This window comes from Luteibaculum oceani, assembly GCF_007995015.1.
In the GTDB taxonomy this organism is placed as follows: domain Bacteria; phylum Bacteroidota; class Bacteroidia; order Flavobacteriales_D; family Luteibaculaceae; genus Luteibaculum; species Luteibaculum oceani.
Map to the genome: position 1 here is coordinate 19,188 of NZ_VORB01000002.1, position 20,126 is coordinate 39,313.

A 20,126-nucleotide genomic window follows, 5' to 3' on the forward strand; every position below is an offset into this window, starting at 1 on the left:
CATGAAAAAACTAGCAGTTATAGGAGCTGGGGTAATGGGACAGGGTGTCTCTTACCAATTTGCAAAATTTGGATATCAGGTAACACTTATCGATCTGTCTGATGAAGTGCTGGAGGATGCAAAAAAGAAAATTAAAAATATCGAGCGCTTGGATAAACTGTTGCATAAGTCGAAAAGCACTTATGTAGCGCTTGATCAAATTACATGTACTACGGATTTATCGTCCATTTCATCTGCCGATTTTATCATTGAAAACGTTACCGAAAACATAAAAATTAAAGAAACCCTTTATCAAGAGATCGCCAAGTACATCTCGAATGATGCCCTCCTTGCGGTTAATACATCGGCAGTTTCCATAACTCGTTTGGCTTCTTTTCTTCCTCAACCAAAGAATATAATGGGTATACACTTTATGAACCCCGTGCATTTAAAACCAACTGTTGAGGTTATCAGAGGTTTCCATACAACCGAGGAAACGATTAACACAACCCAAACCCTGCTTCAATCTGTTGAAATGGAGGGGGTAGTGGTAAACGATTATCCAGGGTTTATTTCCAATCGAGTTTTAATGCTAACGGTAAATGAGGCCATATTCTCCCTGCAAGATGGCGTGGCAGATGCAAAATCGATAGATAAAATATTTAAGCAGTGCTTTGGCCATACCATGGGGCCATTAGAAACGGCCGATCTTATCGGTTTAGACACCATCCTTTACACACTAGATGTGCTAGTAGAAAGCTATCAGGATACAAAATTTAGACCCGCACCACTTTTAAAAAAAATGGTAGACGCCGGTTTACATGGCCGCAAGAGCGGAGAAGGATTTTTTAAATACAATTAGGCAACCCCACAAATTAATTACAACTATGTCAACACCAATTATTGATGTTCAACAAACGGTAAAAACCTTCCTACAGAAAAGAATAGGAGAAGATATTTCATTCGAAGTTACAGACGATATTTTCGAGTTGGGTCTGGTAAACTCATTGTTCGCTTTAGAGCTTGTGGTTTTTTTGGAGAATACTTTTGGTTTTACCGTGGAAAACGAGGATCTCGACTTGAACAATTTTAGTTCTGTGGCCAACATTGAAAAATTCGTTGTTCGCAAAAAAGCATAATTCCTATGTCATTTCAATTAACGGATGAACAGGAGCATTTTCGCAAATCGGTCCAGGACTTTGTGAAGTCGGAAATTCTGCCCTATGCAGAGCAGTGGGATAGACAAGAGAGTACTCCTCGTGAAATCGTAAAAAAGCTGAGCGATAAAGGCTTGCTTTGTCCTACCATTCCCAAAAAGTACGGGGGATTAGAATTAGATCAGGTGCGCTATGGTATTCTTCATGAGGAAATAGGCAGAGGCTGTTCGTCGGTTCGTTCTTTACTTACGGTACATTCTTCTCTTACGGCCGAAACCATTTCAAGATGGGGGAATGAGGCCCAAAAGCAGCAATGGTTACCTAAATTGTGTAAGGGAGAAAAGGTGGCTGCCTTTGGCTTATCGGAACCCACAACGGGTAGCGATGCACAAAACGTGCAAACTACATATACCCAGGTTGATGGCGGTTATGTATTAAACGGCCACAAAAAGTGGATTACGTTCTCTCAAATGGCCGATTTATTTGTAATCGTTGCTAAGGGAGACCAAGGGGTTTGTGCCTTTCTAGTGGAGAGTGTTACGGAAGGATGCACGGTAAATCCGTTAACCGGAATGCTGGGAACCAAGGCTTCAATGCTTGGAGAAATCATACTTGAGGATTGCTTTGTACCCGAAGCCCATCTGCTGGGACGTCCAGGTTTTGGTTTTGCCCAAATTGTAAATACCGCATTGGATAACGGTAGATTTAGTGTGGCCTGTGGTTCGCTTGGAATTGCTCGTGCCTGTTTAGAAGATAGCGTTGCCTATGCTAAAGAGCGTCAACAATTTGGATCTCCTATAAAGGATCACCAGTTGATTAAACAGAAAATTACAAATATGATAACCGAGGTAAAGGCTGCCCGATTATTGTGTTATAATGCGGCACACCTAAGAGCTACAAAAAACCCCGATTCTTTTATTCAGACCACCGTAGCGAAATATTATACCACACAAGCTGCGAACAGAATTGCCAGCGAGGCGGTGCAGCTTCATGGAGCAGCTGGATGCCACGATAGCAGACCCATTCAGCGTTATTTCCGAGATGCTAAGATCATGGAGATTATCGAAGGCTCCTCGGAAATTCAACAAATTTTAATTGCCAATCAAGGACTAGCTAGTTTGTCCTCTATACTTTCCTAAATGATCGGAATAAAATCCATACAATCCTTTACACCAGGCACTCCAATTGCCGTTCATGAATCCAATGAGTTTAAAAACCTCAATGCTGTTGAGCGTGAATATTTCGAAACCGTTGGTATTGACACGGTTTACGATTCGGGAAACCTGCAAAGCTATGATTTGGCCAAAGGTGCTAGTGAACAACTCTTAGAACAAAACGGACTGGAGGGAAAAGATTTAGATTTTATCATCTACATCCAAAGCAGAACCCCAGAGCATTTTATTTCTTCCGAAGCAACGAGATTACAGCACGATCTTGGAGCAAATTCTGCCATGGCTTTTGCAATTTCTAATTTGGGTTGTGCCGATTCTTCTATGGCCATTAAGTTGGCTATGGACCTTTTAAAAGCCAATAAAAAGGCGAAAAACGTGCTCATTTGTTACGGTAACAAGTTGTACTCTAATTATCGTTTTAGATATCCTGTTACGGTTATGGGGGATGGAGGAATTGCCGCGCTTATTGGAAGAACGGAGAACAACCAAATCCTAGACATTCAAATGCAATCTAATGGTGCGTATTGGGATTTATTTAAAATGGAATATCGAGGTAAAAAGGATGAGGAGTTTAAGGAGACCTGCTCCAATTTGCGCAAATATGGATTTGAGTTGGCGATAGAAAGTAAGAACAGGTTTCAGGAATTAAACCAAAAAGTTTTAGACCATAACGGTCTTACATCCTCTGAAATAGACCATTACATGCTTCAAAATATATCGAGCAGGGCCTATGAATATTACGAGCAAGCTTTCGATATAAAGCTCTCTCCCATTTGCCAGATGAACCTGAGCAAATATGGACATCTTGGATCTGGAGATGTGTTTCTGAATTTTAAAACTGGTGTGGATTCGGGGCTTTTTCAGGAAGGACAAAACGTATTAATTATGAATAATAGCCCCGCGGCTGCCTGGAGTACCGTACTCCTCGAAATTTAAAATCGTGCACATGAAAACACCAAGCTCATCAACCAAAAAACCAGTGATCAAATGTGTCGTTTGGGACCTGGATAACACCTTGTGGAACGGCGTGCTTTTGGAGCATGATGAACTGCAATTGCGAGATGGAATAAAAGAAATTATTCAAACTCTAGACCAATGGGGAATAATCAATAGTATTTCTAGTAAAAATAATTTTGATGATGCCAAGGCGAAGTTGGAATCATACGGATTGTGGGAATACTTTCTGTACCCACAAATTTCATGGGATTTAAAATCCAATGCTATTTCTACGATACAGGAAAAATTAAACATAGGATTCGATGCAATCGCATTTATTGATGATCAAGCATTTGAGCGCGAAGAAGTGAATTTCGTTCACCATAAGGTACACTGCTACGATATAGATATTATACCTCAAATACTCCATCAGTTTAAGCCTCGGTTTATTACACCAGAATCTTCGTTGAGGAGAAAAATGTATCTAGATGATGAGGTTCGTAACAACGAGGAAAAAGAAATAGGTAATAACCAAGCATTTCTAAAATCCTTAGACCTAGATTTTCGTATTACACGCGCTACTGTTGACGATTTACAGCGCGTTGAGGAACTGACCATTAGAACTAATCAGTTAAATGCCACTGGGTATTCCTACTCCTACGATGAACTTGAAACTTTAATTCATTCTCCAAACCATATGTTGCTTGTTGCCGAGCTTACCGATCGATATGGTAGCTACGGAAAAATAGGTGTTGCAATGGCTGAGTTTAACCAAGGAATCTGGAATTTAAAGCTTTTGTTAATGAGCTGCCGGGTGATGTCGCGTGGTGTGGGAGGCGTTTTGCTTTCGTATATCATGCACAAAGCAAAGTCCCAAAATACGAGACTGCAAGCCGAATTCCTACCCACGGATAGAAACAGACTGATGTATGTAACCTACAAATTCTCGGGTTTTACAGAGGCTGGGAAGTTAGAAAATGGAGGAGTAGTACTGGAACATAACCTAGAGAAGATTCCAGCATACCCCGAATATATAAAAGTGCAAACTCCTGATTTACAAGCTACATCATGAAAGATATTGCAATAATTGGAATGGCTGGAAGGTTTCCGGAGGCCAAAAACATTCAGGAATTTCGACAAAATTTAATCGAGGGAGTTGATAGCGTTAGAGAACCCGATCACCATCGATTAGCCAATACCAGTTGTGATTTATCAAAATCCTATATGCCACTTGGATTTGTCGACGATATAGATCGTTTTGATCACAAATTCTTTAATATCTCCAAGTCTGAGGCCATTCACATGGATCCACATCAACGGTTGTTGTTAGAAGTGGCGTACGAGGCGTTGGAGAACACTGGATATCCGATGGAGCATTTCCACGGTTCAGAAACAGCAGTTTTCATAGGAGATACCGATCAGGAGTACTATAGGTTGGCTACAGTTTTCGACCCGACCCTGGTAACTGGAAGTTCAAGCGCAACCACGGCAGGCCGCATATCTCGACACTTTAATTTAAGAGGAGTTGCAACCATGTTGGATACTGCTTGTTCCTCTTCCTTATTGGCCGTGCACATGGGCTGTAAGGAAATTATAAACGGAGATGCATCCATGAGTTTAGCTTGTGGAGTGCGACTCATTATTCAACCCGAGGAAAAAAAGGAGGGCGTTGATTTAGGCATAATGTCTTCCGATGGAAAAACGAGAAGCTTTTCCGAGGATGCCAATGGAACGGGTGCAGGTGAGGCCGTTGGAGCTGTATTGCTTAAATCCTTGGAAAAAGCCGAAGCTGATGGGGATATCATTTATGCAGTTATTAAGGGTTCTGCGGCCAATCAAGACGCTCAGTTATCGGGTAGTTTAACCGCCCCCAGTTCTCAAGCGCAGGCAGAAGTCATAAAAAAAGCTTGGGACAAGGCACAGATAGATCCGACCAACATAGATTTTATTGAAACTCATGGGTCGGGAACAAAATTAGGCGACCCTATTGAGGTTGGAGGAATAGATCAGGCCTTTGCTGATATGGATAAACCGCTAAACAGCGTAAAAATCTCCTCTGTAAAGTCAAATATAGCTCATACCGGCGGTGCTGCAGGGATCAGTGGCCTGATTAAAGCGGTTTTAGCGCTGCAGTTTGGTGAGCATTACCCCTCTTTGCACTACCATAAACCCAATCCTTTTATCAATTTCGATGCGTCGGTTTGCCAGGTGCAAACAAAGTACGAAAAGTGGGAGGTGTCTCAAAACCTTCGCCAGTGTGGCGTTAGCTCTTTCGGTCTCAGCGGCACCAACGTTCACGTGGTTGTTGAACAAGCACCTGAAATAAAATGGCCGAAAGCCAAAAATTGTATTCTTGCTTTTTCGGCTAAAAGCCAAGAAAATTTAATGCTTTTGGATGAGGAAATCAGAGCCCGCCTTGGGGATAAATCTCCAGAAGAAAAAACAGCTGCAGCATATACAGCTTGTACGGCGCGAACCCAATTGCCAACTAAAGGTTATTTTACCATCTCTGCTACGGGAACTCTTTCAGAATCAAGATATGCTCCTGAGGATCAACTTCCGGCAGAAAAAATTCTCTTTCTCTTTTCCCCTGATTCTGAAATAACGTCAACTGCTTTTCAACAGCTATGTTCAACTGAAGAAGAAATTTCGATGCTGGCGCAAAAAGCAATGAAGGTAGTGGGTGAACTTAACCACAATTCAAGAAGGTTTGTAATGCAGCTTGGGCTTTTTAATGCGCTAAAAAGCCGCGCGATTTTATCTGAGAATCTACTAGGACTTGGAACTGGAGATTTAGTGGTGGCTTGTATTTTGGAAGAAATGACTTTTGAAGAAGCAATTTCAGAAGCCCACGGATTGGAAGCATGGGAAGCGCAAAACCTGAAAAAGAAACTTAGATCTCTGATACAAAGAGAAACCGAAGCGCAGAAAACCCTTTTTGTTGAATTGGGAACTACAGGTTGCTTGAGCAGGCAATTGAATGAATTACCCTATCCCGACAAAGATGAGTCATTGGACCTGATTTGGTTGGACGATGAAGCGTCAGTGGATGAGTTAATGGGGAAAATTTTCCTGGCTGGTTATCCCGTGAAATGGACAGAAGTATACCATCAACCGCTGCAGAAATATCCCCTTCCTTCTACGCCTTTAGAAAAAATAAGGTGCTGGCTCAAGCCGGTAAGCACAGGGCAGCATAAAAAGGAAATAGACTCGGTAGATGAAGCTTCCATTGAACTACAACCAAAGGAAGACTTAAGTGCTGTAAATGAAGAAAAACATAGGGATTTAATACCGGAGTCTTGGACGAAAACGGAACAAAAGGTGGCCGCCATTTGGATTGAGGTTTTAAGTCTGGACTCCATCAGCTTAACAGACGATTTCTTTGAATTGGGAGGGCATTCGCTAATGGCCACTCGGGTAATTTCGCGAATAGAAAGTACCTATGGAATTAAGCTAGTTTTTAAAGATATATTCACGTTTGCAACGGTAAAAACGCTTGCTCAGGGGATAGATGAGTTGCTGGAATCGGGACAAAAATCCAACCACAAACACCCTATGACAAAGCAACCGAGACGGCAGGAGTACCCCTTATCTGAAGCCCAAAGAAGACTTTGGCAAATTCATGAAATGAGCCAAGGCAGTAACTTGGCCTATAATCTTCCTGCAGCACTAAAAATTAAAGGAAAGTTTGACCTCAATAAAGCGGAGGAAACCCTCAGATTATTGGTGGCAAGACATGATTCCCTTCGCACCATTTTTGACGAAGATAAAGGGACGCCATTTCAGCGTGTATTAACGGAAGTTGATTTTCAAATGGAAAAGTCTTCTGGGTCCCTCCAAGATTTGGAAAAAATAAAGTCGGATTTTCTAAGACCCTTCGATCTTAAAAACGCTCCGTTATGGCGAGTGAGGTGTGTGGAAGTGGCTGAAAATGAATATCTGCTGCTATTCGATATGCATCATATTATCTCTGACGGGGTATCCTTAGGAATGATTACTTCGGAATTTCTAGAGGCATATCAAGGCAATGAGCTGAATGAATTGGAGTTTCAGTATAGCGATTACGCCCTTTGGCAGGAGGCTGCTTTCAGTAATGGTTATATGCAGCAGCAAGAAAGCTATTGGACATCGGTTTTTGAACGTGCTCCAGAGCTTTTGGCATTGCCTTATGATTTTAAATCAGAAACTTCAGTTGCTCCAAAGGGGGCGACCTATTCATTTGAAATATCCGAAGAACAGGTTAAGCAGATTAAAAAAACCAGTAATGAAATGGGGGGGACTCCATTTATGCATTTACTCGCTTGTTACCATTTAATGCTTAGCAAGTATAGTGGCCAACAAGACTTTACAGTTGGTGTCCCTATTGCAGGAAGGTCGCAGCAGGCGATGGAGAAAATAGTTGGGATGTTTGTAAACACCCTCCCTTTGAGAAATAGCACGGCGGAAACGGGAAATTTTCAAGCGTTTTTCGAAACAGTTAAAGTAAACGCGCTCCGAGCTTTTGAGCATCAGGACTACCCATTCGAAAGGGTGGTAGAAAAACTTGGTATGCAAAATGCAAAACTATTCAATACCCTTTTTGTGTTGCAAAACTTGGGGAAAAAGAAGGTTGAATTGGAGGATATTGAGATTTCATCTTTGCCTTTTTCCAATCAAACGGCTCAATTCGATTTGACCATGGAAATCAATGAAAATGGTGCTAATTACCTAGTAAACCTCTATTACAACGCCGAATTATTTGATTCGGTTACAATGGAGCTTATGGCCCAGAAGTACCTGAAGATTGTTGATCAGACGGTAGATAGCGTGGCCATTGAGATTCATGAAATAGGAGAAGAAAGCAATGAAATATCTGGGAATAGTGCTCCTGATTTCGAACTAAACTTTTAATAACCGAAGCATGCGCGAGGACCTACTGCAATCTAAAAAAGCTGTCGATTATTGGTTCAATAAACTCAAAACCCCTATCGACCCCTTAAGATTAGGAGTTTATACCAATGAGGATAGAACCAGGATAGAACATAAGGAGAAACTTAATTTGGCCATTGGCAAGTTGATAGATCAGCGAAGCAATAACAAGGATTTTTCGAAATTCATCTTGTTTCAAGCTCCCCTGTTTCTTTTGGGTTCTAAACTGTCGAACTCCGACTTTATTCGAAGCCTTTCTCCTGCATTGAACGACAATAACCCCAATGGTTTTCTTTTTACGGAGGCCGAAATTTCGGGGGATATGAAGGTGAAAGAATTGTTCAGACATTTGCAAGAGGACCTAAAAAAAGCATGGTCTCAGCAATCGGCTGCTGTTGCTGAGCTCAAAACAAAGTTAGAAGCCAATAACTGCGGGTTCGAAGACAATTTTCATTTTGGGTATGCGTATGAAAATCTGGCGCCGATTAATGAAACATCCAACTTTGATGTGCAGGTGGCTAGCGAAGGAGGAAACTACTTTATTACGTTTAGGGCCTTTACTCAAAATCACAATGAATTTGTTTTAAAGGAGTTGGCATGGTCTTATCAGGAGTTACTGGGTGCTATGCTCCAAAACCCCGAAGCTTCTTTGGGATCTTTATCCTTGCTCAGTAAGGATCAATTGAGCCACCTAGATGCATTTAATGAAACCACAAGTAATCTGCCATTTCGATCATTATTAGACTACTTTTTAGAGCAGGCAGAAAAAACACCAGAAAAAATAGCTCTGGAGGATGCAGTCTGTACCCTAACTTTTGAGCAAACGCTTCGGCAAATTCAGATCCTGCAGAATGAAATGGTGGCAAGTGATGTTAAGGCTGGGGATGTTGTTGCCGTTTGTGCTCCGAGGTCTGTTCTACAACCCTTAACTCTGTTGGCATGCCAGTCGGTTGGCGCCATCTATTTACCTATAGACTTCAACAATCCACCGGATAGAACCAATTTTATCGTAGAAGATGCCAATACTAAGCTGGTTATCTCTTCAAAGGATTTTAAAGTAGATGTTGACGCTTCCGTTTACCAATGGTCTTTAAACAAATCGCTACCAGAAAAAGAATACCCCTTTGAGCCCATTGCACCTGAAGCCCCCTGTTATATAATTTATACGTCGGGCTCTACGGGAAAACCTAAGGGAGTAGTAATCCGCCACGATGCACTTGGAAACTATATTCATAGTATACAAGATCGGCACGACGAGTGGTTTGCAGAGGAAGATCGTTGCTTAAGTATGGCCAATCCAGCCTTTGATGTTGCCTTATACGAGTATGCTCTTGCTTTTCACACTGGGTGCACGCTTTATGTTTTAGAGGAAGAACGCGTGGTGAACCCAGAAAAAGTAGCCGAATGTTTACGAAATGAAAAAATCGCGTTTTGTTATCTGCCGCCTATTTATTTGCAGGAAATTGGTGAGATAATAGCCAATAATCCGCAAGATTTCGTTTTAAAAAAATTGCACGTTGGTTTAGAGGCCATCCTGGATGAAAAACTGCAAAGATTTTTAGATGCACTACCACAATTAGAGATTTTAAATGGATATGGTCCCAGTGAAATAACAGTGGGATCTAATTATTTTAGGGTTACTTCTCAAGAACCCAAAAAACGCGTAGTACCTATTGGTACAGCCATTTTAAATACGCAACTATTTGTATTAGATCGGCACGGACAAAGGGCTCCGGTTGGTGTTGCAGGAGAGCTCTTCGTCGGGGGAATAGGTTTGGCTATTGAATATTTGAATAGACCCGAATTAACTCGGGAAAAATTCGCTATTCATAAGCACATTCATCCTCATAAAATTTATGCTACCGGCGATCGAGTTGTGATGGACAAAGAGGGGAATGTTCATTTTATTGGGAGAATAGATAATCAGCTTAAAATTAGAGGATACCGGGTAGAGCCTGGTGAAATAGAAAAGGTGTTGATGCAACACGAGGCGGTTTCCGAAGCTCTTGTTGTAGCAGCAAGAAAAGATGGCCAGTTGGAGTTATGTGCCTACTTGGTAAGTACAGAAACATCACAAACGGTTTTACGTGAATATTTGGGCAGTACCTTACCTGCATATATGATTCCATCGAGTTGGAATTTTATCCCAAGAATCCCTTTAACTAGAAATGGAAAACCGGATAGGAAGAATCTCCCTGAGCCTAAATTTTTTATTGAATCTGCCCAAGTTGCCACAGCAGAGACCGAGTTACAAAAACAAATTCTAGCTTCGTTCGAAGCGGTTCTCCATTGTAAAATGGGTATTAACGATTCCTTCTTTGATTATGGAGGAAACTCGCTTAAAGCGGCAAAATTGGTGGCTCACCTTTTTGACAATCACAAGATATCGGTTCCATTTAGATCTGTTTTTCAGTTTTATACGGTTGCAGGATTGGCGGCCTCATTGAGTGCTGATGACCATTCTAAATCTATTTATGAAATAGAGAAAGCACCTTCCCTAGCATACTACCCATTATCTCATGCCCAAAAGCGCATGTATTTAACCCAGGCTGTAGATCCTAAGAGCACCATTTATAACATGCCTGGAGCCTTCTTTATTAACGGAAGGGTAGATTTTGAACGGTTCGAGGATGCCTTTTTAAACCTGATTCAAAGACACGAAGGACTGCGGACTAGGTTTGTGCAAAAGGAAGGGAGTACTGTTCAAGAAATCATTGATAAAAACGAATTTAAGATCGAGTGGTTAAGCCGTAACGAGGAAACTATTGAAGAAGTCTTAACCCGCTTTATACGCCCCTTTGATCTGGCCTCTGGAAATTTACTGAGAATTGGATGTTGCAAATGGTCTACAGATAAATATCTGATGCTGATAGATATGCATCATATTGTTTCTGATGGAGTTTCAGCCAGTCAGTTTTTACGCGAATTTGATGCCATATACAAAGGCAAACACCTGAAAACTCAGGCCTACCACTATAAGGATTTTGCCTATTGGCTCAATAATCTTTCAGAAAGTACGGTTCAAAAACAGGAGCAATTTTGGAAGGATCAATTACAGGGATTGCAACCCTTAGAGCTTCCCTTTGACAAAATACCCGCCGAAGAGGATCATAGCAGGGGTGAAAATTTCGAAGTCCATTTGCCTGCCAAGATTTCCGAAGACCTTTTTAACAAAGCGAAAGCATTAAAATCTACTCCATATACACTGGTTCTTAGTGCCTATCAGCTTTTGATAAGTCAATGGGCTAATAAAAAGGATGTTTCTATAGGGACTGTGTATGCCGGACGACTTAATCCAAAAATGGAAGAGGTTTTGGGGATGTTTGTCAACACTTTGCCCCACCGTTTGGACCTTTCCGAAGTAGATAGCATAGATGAGTTGATTGAAAAAAATAATCGACTCAGACTTCAGATATATGAGAATCAATGTTATCCTACTGAGGATTTGGCCGAAGTACTGGAAATTGAAGTTCCCAGACATAAACATCCCTACTTCCAAACCCTCTTTGTATATCAAAACATTGAATTTGATGAGTTCGCATTTGAAGGGTTAGAAATAGAACCTATTGCATCAAACGAGAGGGTAGCTAAGTTTGATTTGACCCTGGAGGTAGAAGAAAAAGAAAAGGCCTTTGTACTGCGATTTAATTATCCTGCTTCGGCATTTCAAAAAACTACAATGGAGCGTTTGGGAGATGGGTTGGTTACCATCCTGAAGAAAATAGCAGATAATTCCCAGTTATCTATTGGCGACGTTTCTTTTATCCCAGAAAAAGAAGCCGAATTAATGGAGCGGTTTTCTTTTGGAGAAGATATTCCAGCGCCGCCTTTTGCTTCTATTGTAGAGGCTTTTTCCAGTCAAGTTCTAAAAAATGGAGATCGCATTTGTGTAGAAGACGATACCACCGCACTCAGTTACAAGGAGGTGGATGCAAAATCTAACCAGTTAGCAGCACTTCTAATCGAGAGTGGTATAGCACCAGAAGAGTGTGTGGGAATATTACTGCCAAGAAGTATTGATTATCTCATTTGCATTCTAGGGATAATGAAGGCGGGAGGCTGCTTTGTTCCTTTCGATGTAAATCATCCGAGTAAGCGGATAAAAAACCTTATGAACGATGCGGGTATAAAAAAGATGCTTGCTAACCAAGAGCAAATAGAAAACCGTAAGAAGGATCAGCTCGAGCTATTAAACCTTTCTGTACTGCCAGAAAAAGAGTACAAGTACCAATTACCAAAAGGAAATCAATTGGCTTATGTGCTCTATACATCGGGGTCAACGGGGCAGCCTAAAGGTGTGGAGATAGAGCATGCTTCCCTAATGCACACGCTTTGGTCGGAACGAGATATATTAAGATTGAGTGAAAGTACGGTAACCCTTCAACAAACAAATCCTGTTTTTGATGTAGCCCTTTTGGAGTTCTTTCTTCCGCTTTTGGTAGGTGGAAAATTATTCATCCCAAACCATGAAAAAGTGTTGGATTTTGAATACCTCATTCCACTTATTAAGAATAAGAAGGTTACCAATTTCCAAGGTACGCCCAGTCTGTACCGAAGCATGATTGAGAGCGGGGTAAGGTTGGAAGAAGATCACCATTTATCCGTGATATGTGTGGGAGGAGAATCTCTAGATCCTGCTTTATTCAAATCGCTCAGATCCTTTGTTGGGGATCGTGTTTTTATCGATAATCACTATGGTCCCACAGAGGCCTCCATTGATGTGATCTGTAACCAGAATCTTCGATCTTTTAACGAAAATATTATTGGTAGACCCTATCCCAATACGGAGATTAGAATTTTAAACTGGCAGGATGCCATTTGTGGTGTGGGTACCCCAGGGGAACTATGCATTAGTTCACCAGGCCTTGCAAGGGGCTATAGAAACGATCCAGAAAAAACGCAAAAGGCCTTTAAATATCATCAACATCTTGGAGGAAAACGATATTACCATACAGGCGATCTTGCTAAATGGACTAAAGAAGGTGAAATCCACTTTTTAGGCAGAATAGATGATCAGATAAAAATTAGGGGACAGCGAGTAGAGCTGGGAGAAATTTCATCTCAAATGCGGTCTTTAAATGGAGTTCGGTATAGTCAGGTTCTTCTGCATCAAGATGGAAATGATAAGTTTTTGGTGGGTTATTATAAAGCCGATCGAAATGTTGCTTGGAGGGAAGAGCTTTTGGAAATTTTACCTGAGGCAATTGTCCCATGGCACTTTGTTGAAGTAAAAGATTGGCCTTTAACCAGCAACGGGAAAACCGATACTCAAAAATTACGCCGTTTAGGACAAAATGTTCTAGTTAGCAAAAAGGGCGAGGTAGTTCTGCCTAAAAATGAGTTGCAGTCTCAGTTATTGGTGATTTGGAAAGACCTGCTGGATAGAAATAATTTAGGAATAACCGATAATTTTTTTGAGGTAGGCGGGCATAGCTTAAAAGCAACTCAGGTCATATCAAGAGTGCACAAAGAACTCAAACTCGACTTAAAATTGGCCGATCTTTTTCAGAATCCTACTATTGAAGGGTTGAGTAAAATACTGGAAAAAGGGCAAGCCTTCGAGACCGAGCAACTAAAGCCCATTGAAAAAGCCGATAGTTATCCGCTATCAGCCGCACAAAGAAGGCTTTTTGTTTTGCATCAATTTCAAGAACAACAATCTGCCTATAACCTTCCTGCGGCCTTTAAATTAATTGGAGATCTTAACATCAAGGCCCTAGAAAAGGCATACCAGCAATTGGTAGACCGCCATGAGGCACTTCGAACTTCCTTCCATGTCAAAGATCAACTTCCTGTTCAGGTAATTCACGATAACTTAAAGGTTAATATTCAATTAGAACGCCATCCAACCAAAAGCCCTTCAGAAATTGAGCGCATAGCTGCTAAGGATGCTGTGGATCCCTTCGACTTGGGGAAAGCACCTCTTATTCGATTAAAGGTGCTGGAGCAACAAGCAAATGAATTTATTTGCTTATTCAATATGCACCATATCATTTCTGATGGATGGTCTATTAATATTTTAATTCAAGAACTACTTGCATTCTATCATGCCGAGCTAGAAGGGGAGGAGTTAAGGTTAGCAGATCTTTCCATTCAGTACAAGGATTTTGGTGCATGGCAAAACAACCTTTTAGAAAGCGAGGCTGGTAAGAAAATGGCTGCTTATTGGATGCATCAGTTTAGCGGAGAAATTCCAATGCTGGACTTGCCTACAGATCGATCCAGACCAAAAATTAAAACCAACGTTGGAACCGCAATTTCTTTTAATTTTAATGGCAAACTAAGTAGCGAAATCCAAGCCTATTGTCAACAAAAAGAAGTGAGCCCTTTTATGTTTGTTTTGGCCCTTACAAAGGTGCTACTGTACAAACAGAGTGGACAAAAAGAAATTGTTATTGGTACCCCGGTTGCAGGAAGAGAGCAGCTTGAGACAGAAAATTTAATTGGTTGTTTTGTAAATACCCTAGCCCTAAAAAGTGCAATTCCAAGCGAAAGTCTTTTCGAACAGTTTCTTCAAGTGTTAAAAGAAAGCACGCTTGAAGCATTCGCTCATCAACAATATCCCTTCGATCGTTTGGTAGATGAGGTAGTTGTGGATAGAGACACCAGTAGATCGCCTCTTTTCGATGTAATGGTGGTAATGGAAAATTACGATGAGACCGATGCGCAGTTTTCCGGGCTAAAAATGGAGGGCATTGAGGTGGAAAGACAAGTAAGCAAATTTGATCTTTCTTTCTATTTCAAGGAAAAAACAGAGGGCCTTCATGTGTTGCTGGAGTACAATACGGATTTATTCGACCGCTGGAGAATGGATTCATTGTTAGAACAATTGCAAACCCTGGCATCTCAGGTAATCCATCGTCCCGATGTTCCAATAAATCAGCTGAAAGCCACTTCACCAAAGGACATAGATACTATTAGGGAATTCAATAACACCCAAACTGCACCCTATCCAGAAACAACCCTTTTGTCAAAAATGGATGAGGGTCGAGCTTCCTATGCAGGATTACCAGCGCTTGAGTTTCAGGGGAAAATATATAGCCACCAAGAGGCTCATGAATTAAGCGATAAAATTGCAGCAGGTCTTATCGACCGATTAAAGATTAAAGCCAATGACATTGTAGCGCTGGCCATAGAGCGTAGCGAATGGATGCCTATAGCAATATTGGGGATTTTAAAATCGGGAGCTGCCTATTTACCTATAGATCCAAACACGCCAGAATCTAGGCTTAATTTCATTTTAGAAGACAGTAAGGCAAAAGGCTTAATATCAGATTTGCATCCAAATGGGCTTAGAATTGAGGATCTGATACAAACGAAAAGTAAACTTCCGGCTGTGTCCCACTCTGCCAAAAACTTGGCCTATGTTATCTACACTTCTGGGTCCACAGGCGCCCCAAAGGGGGTGATGATAGAGCATGGAGCTTTGTTGAATCGATTAAATTGGATGCTAGAGGCCTACCCTATAAGTACTTCTGATGTTATCCTTCAGAAAACCAACTACACGTTTGATGTTTCTGTCTGGGAAATGCTTTTGTGGTGTATTTCTGGAACTAAACTAAGTATCCTAAACCCCGGAGGAGAAAAGGATCCCACCGAAATTAACAGGGCTATTGAGAATGGGGTTAGTGTGCTCCACTTTGTACCTTCCATGCTTTCGGTTTGGTTAGAATATTTAGAGTCCATGACGGAAAAACCAATTCTGGAATCACTTCGATTGGTTTATGTGTCAGGCGAGGCTTTAAATAAAAATCAGGTAGATCGATTCCAAAACCTATTCGGAAGCAGGGTACAACTGGTGAATAAATATGGTCCAACAGAAGCCGCCATAGATGTAACTCATTTTGATTGTGCAAGAGCCAGCGAATTCTCCGCGATTCCTATCGGACGACCTATTTCTAATATCAGGATTTATGTATTGAACAAAAATCTGCAAGAACAGCCAATTGGAACCCCTGGAGAGCTATGCATAGCTGGAGACGGATTGGCGAGAGGCTATTTAAATAGGGAGGATTTAAACCGACAGAAATTTGTTGCCGCACCACACTTAAATGAAGAGAAAATATACCGGACAGGCGACCTGGTTTCTTGGCTTCCTCAGGGCGAAATTGCCTACCACGGGCGACTGGATTTTCAAGTGAAAATAAGAGGTTTTAGAATAGAACTCGGCGAAATTGAACAACAACTGTTATCCATGGATAAGGTGGATAATGCCGCGGTAATTACCATTAAGGATGAATCCGGTCAGGATCAAGTTATCGGGTATTTCACGGGCAAAAATACAATTGATGTAAACGAAATTACCACGGCCCTTGGCAAGAATTTGCCAGCATATATGCTTCCTAATCAGTTGATACAACTGGAAACCATTCCAACAACAGCCAATGGAAAACTAAATAGGAAGGAACTGCCATTGCGTTTGGATAAGCAATTTTCTCAGGAAAAATGGTCTTCACCTATTGGGGCTGCCGAAAATGAACTTGCCGAAATATGGAAAGGGTTGCTTGGCCTAGACCAGGTATATAGAGAAAATAATTTTTTCCATTGCGGAGGAGATTCCATAAAGGCCATTCAGTTAAGTGCACGTCTGCTAAAGATGGGCCGCAGTATTGAAATTGGACAGATATTTCAATACCCTACACTCCAAGCAATGGCTGCTGCAATGGAAAATGGGCTTATCGATATTCCACAAGATCCATTGGAAGGAGCATTGCCATTGTCACCAATTCAGAAGCGCTTTTTTAGAAAGAACTTCGAAAACATAAACCACTACAACCAAGCCGTTTTACTTGAGCTGCCCGATAATTATGAGGAAAAAACACTTGAAAAAGCGCTAACCTTACTTTTGCAAAAGCACGATGGATTAAGGGCGCAGTTCAAAAAACAAGGCAAGGAATGGTTACAGACTATAGTCCCGGCATCGGAGTTTAATTTCCCTGAAATTATTGGGCGTAATGCTGCCTTGTCGCTTACTGATGAGTTGCTTAATAGTTGGCAGGCCAGCTTAGATATCGAAAAGGGTAAATTAATGAACTTGGGGGTGGTCAACCATAACCAACGAAATTATCTTCATTGGGTTTGCCACCATCTCATTATTGATTCTGTTTCTTGGCGAATACTCTCCGAAGATCTGGCTGCCACCTATACTCAACTTGCCCTGGGTAGTTCCGTACAATTACCGCCAAGAACCCACAGCATTAAAGATTGGTTAAATGGATACAATAGCCTCTTAGAGGCTGGAGACAACGATTGGGCAAACTTTTGGCAAGAAAAGATAGCGATAGAAAATCTTGAAGTTCCCAAGACCAAAAACGCGAAATCGGATTCTTTCAGAGTATCAATATCTCCAGAACAAACCCAGATTATTATTAAGGACTACGCTGGTAAGGGGTATAACGTTAATGATGTATTGTTGGCAGCATTGTCCAAAAGTGTACAGCATTGGAAAGGAAAGAGTAGCGTTAAAATTCTGCTGGAAGGACACGGCCGAAATGGACATCCAGCTTTAAACCTTTCTCAAACTGTTGGTTGGTTTACCAGTGTGTATCCCTATGAATTAAAAAATGAGCAATTCTGGAATTTAAGTGACTTACTGGAATTTCATAAAAACCAAAGATCATTACTGCCACACGAAGGGGCTAGTTATGATTTTTGGGTGGACAAATTGGATAAAGAATTAAATGAACCTGAAGTAGAGTTTAATTATTTAGGTCATTTAAATAACGCAACAAAAGATAGAACCGATTTTGGTTTAGCCCCCTTAGATACCGGGTTAAGTGTGGCAGTATCTAATATAGATCGTATTCGCCTTTCTATAACTGCGGCGATTGCACAAGGAATACTCCATATCCAGTTCGAGAGTAGAACTGGGGTGGATAATGAGGCAATAGGACAGTTGGCGTCGATTTTCGAAGCAAATCTGCAACAAATGTTGAATGCTTTTGCTGAGGTTAGAACCTTCGAATCCGAAAACCAAGAAGTTTTAATGGAATTGGAAAAGCCTTTCCATTGTTTGACCAAAGGAAAGAAGCAATCTATATTTTTCATGCCGCCTGCGTTAGGTGCTTATTTTGCCTTTAGAGAGGTAGCAGATCAATTGCATGATTTTAATGTCTATGCAGCCAACTACTTAAATGACGAAAATCGATTTGAAAAGTATTTCAATTACATTTCTAAGGTTCAACCAGCTGGGGAACTTATTCTAGGGGGATACTCTGGAGGGGCGAATCTTAGTTACGAGCTTGCTGTATACCTGGAACAAAAAGGAAGAAGGGTTTCTCAGTTAATTTTTATTGATGGTAAATGTGCTGAAAAAGAAGAGCGTTTTGAGGAAAAAGACCTGGAAAAACAGGTGATTTCTTTAATTGGAGCTCCCGATGAAAAACCGGTGCATCCGCTGCTTTCCGATCCCAAAGTAAGGGAATCCATATCCGCTAAGATAAAATCATACGACGCCTTGTTATATCGAATGGTTCACAGTACTCAATTGGCAAAAACTACCATTTATCAAATCAGTTCAGAAGAGTCTCGAAGCAATGGAATTGCTACGCAGGGCTGGGAGAAGCTATGTGAAAAATTTATCCATTTTAATGGATATGGTTTGCATCGTGAGATGCTTCAAGGAGAGCATTTAGTTAAAAACTGTGAGTGGATTGTTGAGGCTATTAACCAGGAAATAACATCTACTAAAAATCTTCTTGCCCATTGAAAAATCAATCTACAATTCCTATGTACACATTGATAGGAGGAAGACTTATTTCTGGGTTGGGGTCTGGGATATTTAGTTTTGCCCTTAGCCTACACGTGCTCGACGTGAGTGGGTCTGCTTTTTTGTTTTCTGTTGTTTTGGGCTTCGCCCTGATTCCAGGGGTCTTAGTGAATTTGTTTGCTGGGGCTTTGGTAGATAAATGGAACAAGAAAAGCATCATTATCGCCACAGATGTACTCTCTGCTTTGTGCATTTTTTTGATGTTGCCCTTGTGGACACAGTTTCAGGAATCTATTCCTTTTATCGTGTTGTATTCTGCCTTTTTGAGCATGATACAAGCATTGAACAATTTGGCGGTGCTAAGTATTATCCCCGAATTGGTCGAAGAGGAAAAGGTGAATGCCACCAACTCTATTTTACAAGTGGTTAATACCCTTATTTCTTTTGTTGGCCCCATGTTAGGAGCATTGTGCTATGCTATTTTTAGCATGGAGTTTATCCTAATTTTAGATGCCATTTCTTTTTTGGCCGCCGGTTTGCTTGAAATTACTCTAAAGCCTATTCGGGTACTTGCTCAGGCTCAATCCTACGGATATTGGAGCGAAATGAAGGATGGATACCAGTTTTTGGTGAAAAAGCCGGTATTGAGATTGTTTATTGGTTTGGCAATTGTGATCAATGGATTATACATGCCCTTAATTTTATTGGTAATTCCATTTGTCAGTTATGAAATCATGCAGGTTTCCAGTTATCAACTCTCTGTTATAGAGGCCGCTTGGGCTATTGGGGGTGCTTTAGGTGGGATATTTATTGCCACCCAAAAAAACACCATTCCCTACATCCAAAAACTTTTTTATTTGCTGGCCATTCAAGCTATTTTAATCCTGCTATGGGTTCTTCCCGAACAACTGCATTTTGAACACTTAAAGTGGGCAGTATGCATATTCTTGTCCGCCAATTTACTCATCATTGGCTTACTTAACGTTATTCAGAACGTACCGCTATTTTCATACATACAGTTAACCATCCCAGATAACTTAAGGGGAAAAGTACTAGGGTTTGTAAGCGTTTTTATGATGGTGTCTACCCCGGTTGGAATGTTTTTATTTGGAAGTTTCCTGCAATCTTTCGAATGGAGATACATATGCCTGGTTTCGGCAATTATTATTCTGGGACTTTGCGTTTATGCCAATTACTCTAAAACTTTTCTGGCCTTTAAAATGGAATTGAGTTTATCGGATAAAAATCAAAAACACGGCTAACAAT

General features: G+C 41.0%; 8 protein-coding genes. All 8 read left to right on the forward strand.

Annotated elements, in window-relative coordinates:
* The first annotated feature begins 1 nt into the window (after position 1).
* From FRX97_RS02260 to FRX97_RS02295, 8 genes are read left to right on the forward strand one after another with little or no spacing between them, the layout of a single operon-like run.
* On the forward strand, positions 2-841 hold the full coding sequence (locus FRX97_RS02260) for a 3-hydroxyacyl-CoA dehydrogenase family protein (RefSeq protein WP_147012960.1): 840 nt from the start codon (positions 2-4) through the stop codon (positions 839-841).
* Positions 842-866: 25 nt separating this feature from the next.
* Positions 867-1,118 (forward strand): acyl carrier protein, encoded by a 252-nt coding sequence (locus FRX97_RS02265; protein ID WP_147012962.1) that lies wholly within the window; start codon positions 867-869, stop codon positions 1,116-1,118.
* A 5-nt stretch (positions 1,119-1,123) separates the two neighbouring features.
* Positions 1,124-2,275 carry an acyl-CoA dehydrogenase family protein gene (locus tag FRX97_RS02270; RefSeq protein ID WP_147012964.1) on the forward strand — a complete coding sequence of 384 codons (1,152 nt, stop codon included), beginning with the start codon at positions 1,124-1,126 and terminating at the stop codon, positions 2,273-2,275.
* Positions 2,276-3,244, forward strand: coding sequence for a 3-oxoacyl-[acyl-carrier-protein] synthase III C-terminal domain-containing protein (locus tag FRX97_RS02275; RefSeq protein WP_147012966.1), 969 nt, complete (start codon positions 2,276-2,278; stop codon positions 3,242-3,244).
* 10 nt (positions 3,245-3,254) lie between these two features.
* The gene (locus FRX97_RS02280) at positions 3,255-4,316 is read left to right on the forward strand and encodes an HAD-IIIC family phosphatase (protein WP_147012968.1); all 1,062 of its coding nucleotides are present in this window, start codon (positions 3,255-3,257) and stop codon (positions 4,314-4,316) included.
* Positions 4,313-8,134, forward strand: coding sequence for a condensation domain-containing protein (locus tag FRX97_RS02285; protein WP_147012970.1), 3,822 nt, complete (start codon positions 4,313-4,315; stop codon positions 8,132-8,134). The genes FRX97_RS02280 and FRX97_RS02285 overlap by 4 nt, the downstream gene beginning before the upstream one ends.
* Positions 8,135-8,144: 10 nt before the next feature.
* Positions 8,145-18,860: a non-ribosomal peptide synthetase gene (locus FRX97_RS02290; protein WP_147012972.1), complete on the forward strand. Its 10,716-nt coding sequence runs from the start codon at positions 8,145-8,147 to the stop codon at positions 18,858-18,860.
* A gap of 20 nt (positions 18,861-18,880) precedes the next feature.
* A complete protein-coding gene (locus FRX97_RS02295) occupies positions 18,881-20,122 on the forward strand; it encodes an MFS transporter (RefSeq protein ID WP_147012974.1) in 1,242 nt (413 codons plus the stop codon).
* Positions 20,123-20,126 lie beyond the last annotated feature (4 nt).

Coding starts and splice junctions, on each gene's coding strand:
- FRX97_RS02265 (WP_147012962.1), top strand. CDS start 867: ATGTCAACACCAATTATTGATGTTCAACAAACGGTAAAAACCTTCCTA.
- FRX97_RS02275 (WP_147012966.1), top strand. CDS start 2,276: ATGATCGGAATAAAATCCATACAATCCTTTACACCAGGCACTCCAATT.
- FRX97_RS02295 (WP_147012974.1), top strand. CDS start 18,881: ATGTACACATTGATAGGAGGAAGACTTATTTCTGGGTTGGGGTCTGGG.
- FRX97_RS02285 (WP_147012970.1), top strand. CDS start 4,313: ATGAAAGATATTGCAATAATTGGAATGGCTGGAAGGTTTCCGGAGGCC.
- FRX97_RS02260 (WP_147012960.1), top strand. CDS start 2: ATGAAAAAACTAGCAGTTATAGGAGCTGGGGTAATGGGACAGGGTGTC.
- FRX97_RS02270 (WP_147012964.1), top strand. CDS start 1,124: ATGTCATTTCAATTAACGGATGAACAGGAGCATTTTCGCAAATCGGTC.
- FRX97_RS02290 (WP_147012972.1), top strand. CDS start 8,145: ATGCGCGAGGACCTACTGCAATCTAAAAAAGCTGTCGATTATTGGTTC.
- FRX97_RS02280 (WP_147012968.1), top strand. CDS start 3,255: ATGAAAACACCAAGCTCATCAACCAAAAAACCAGTGATCAAATGTGTC.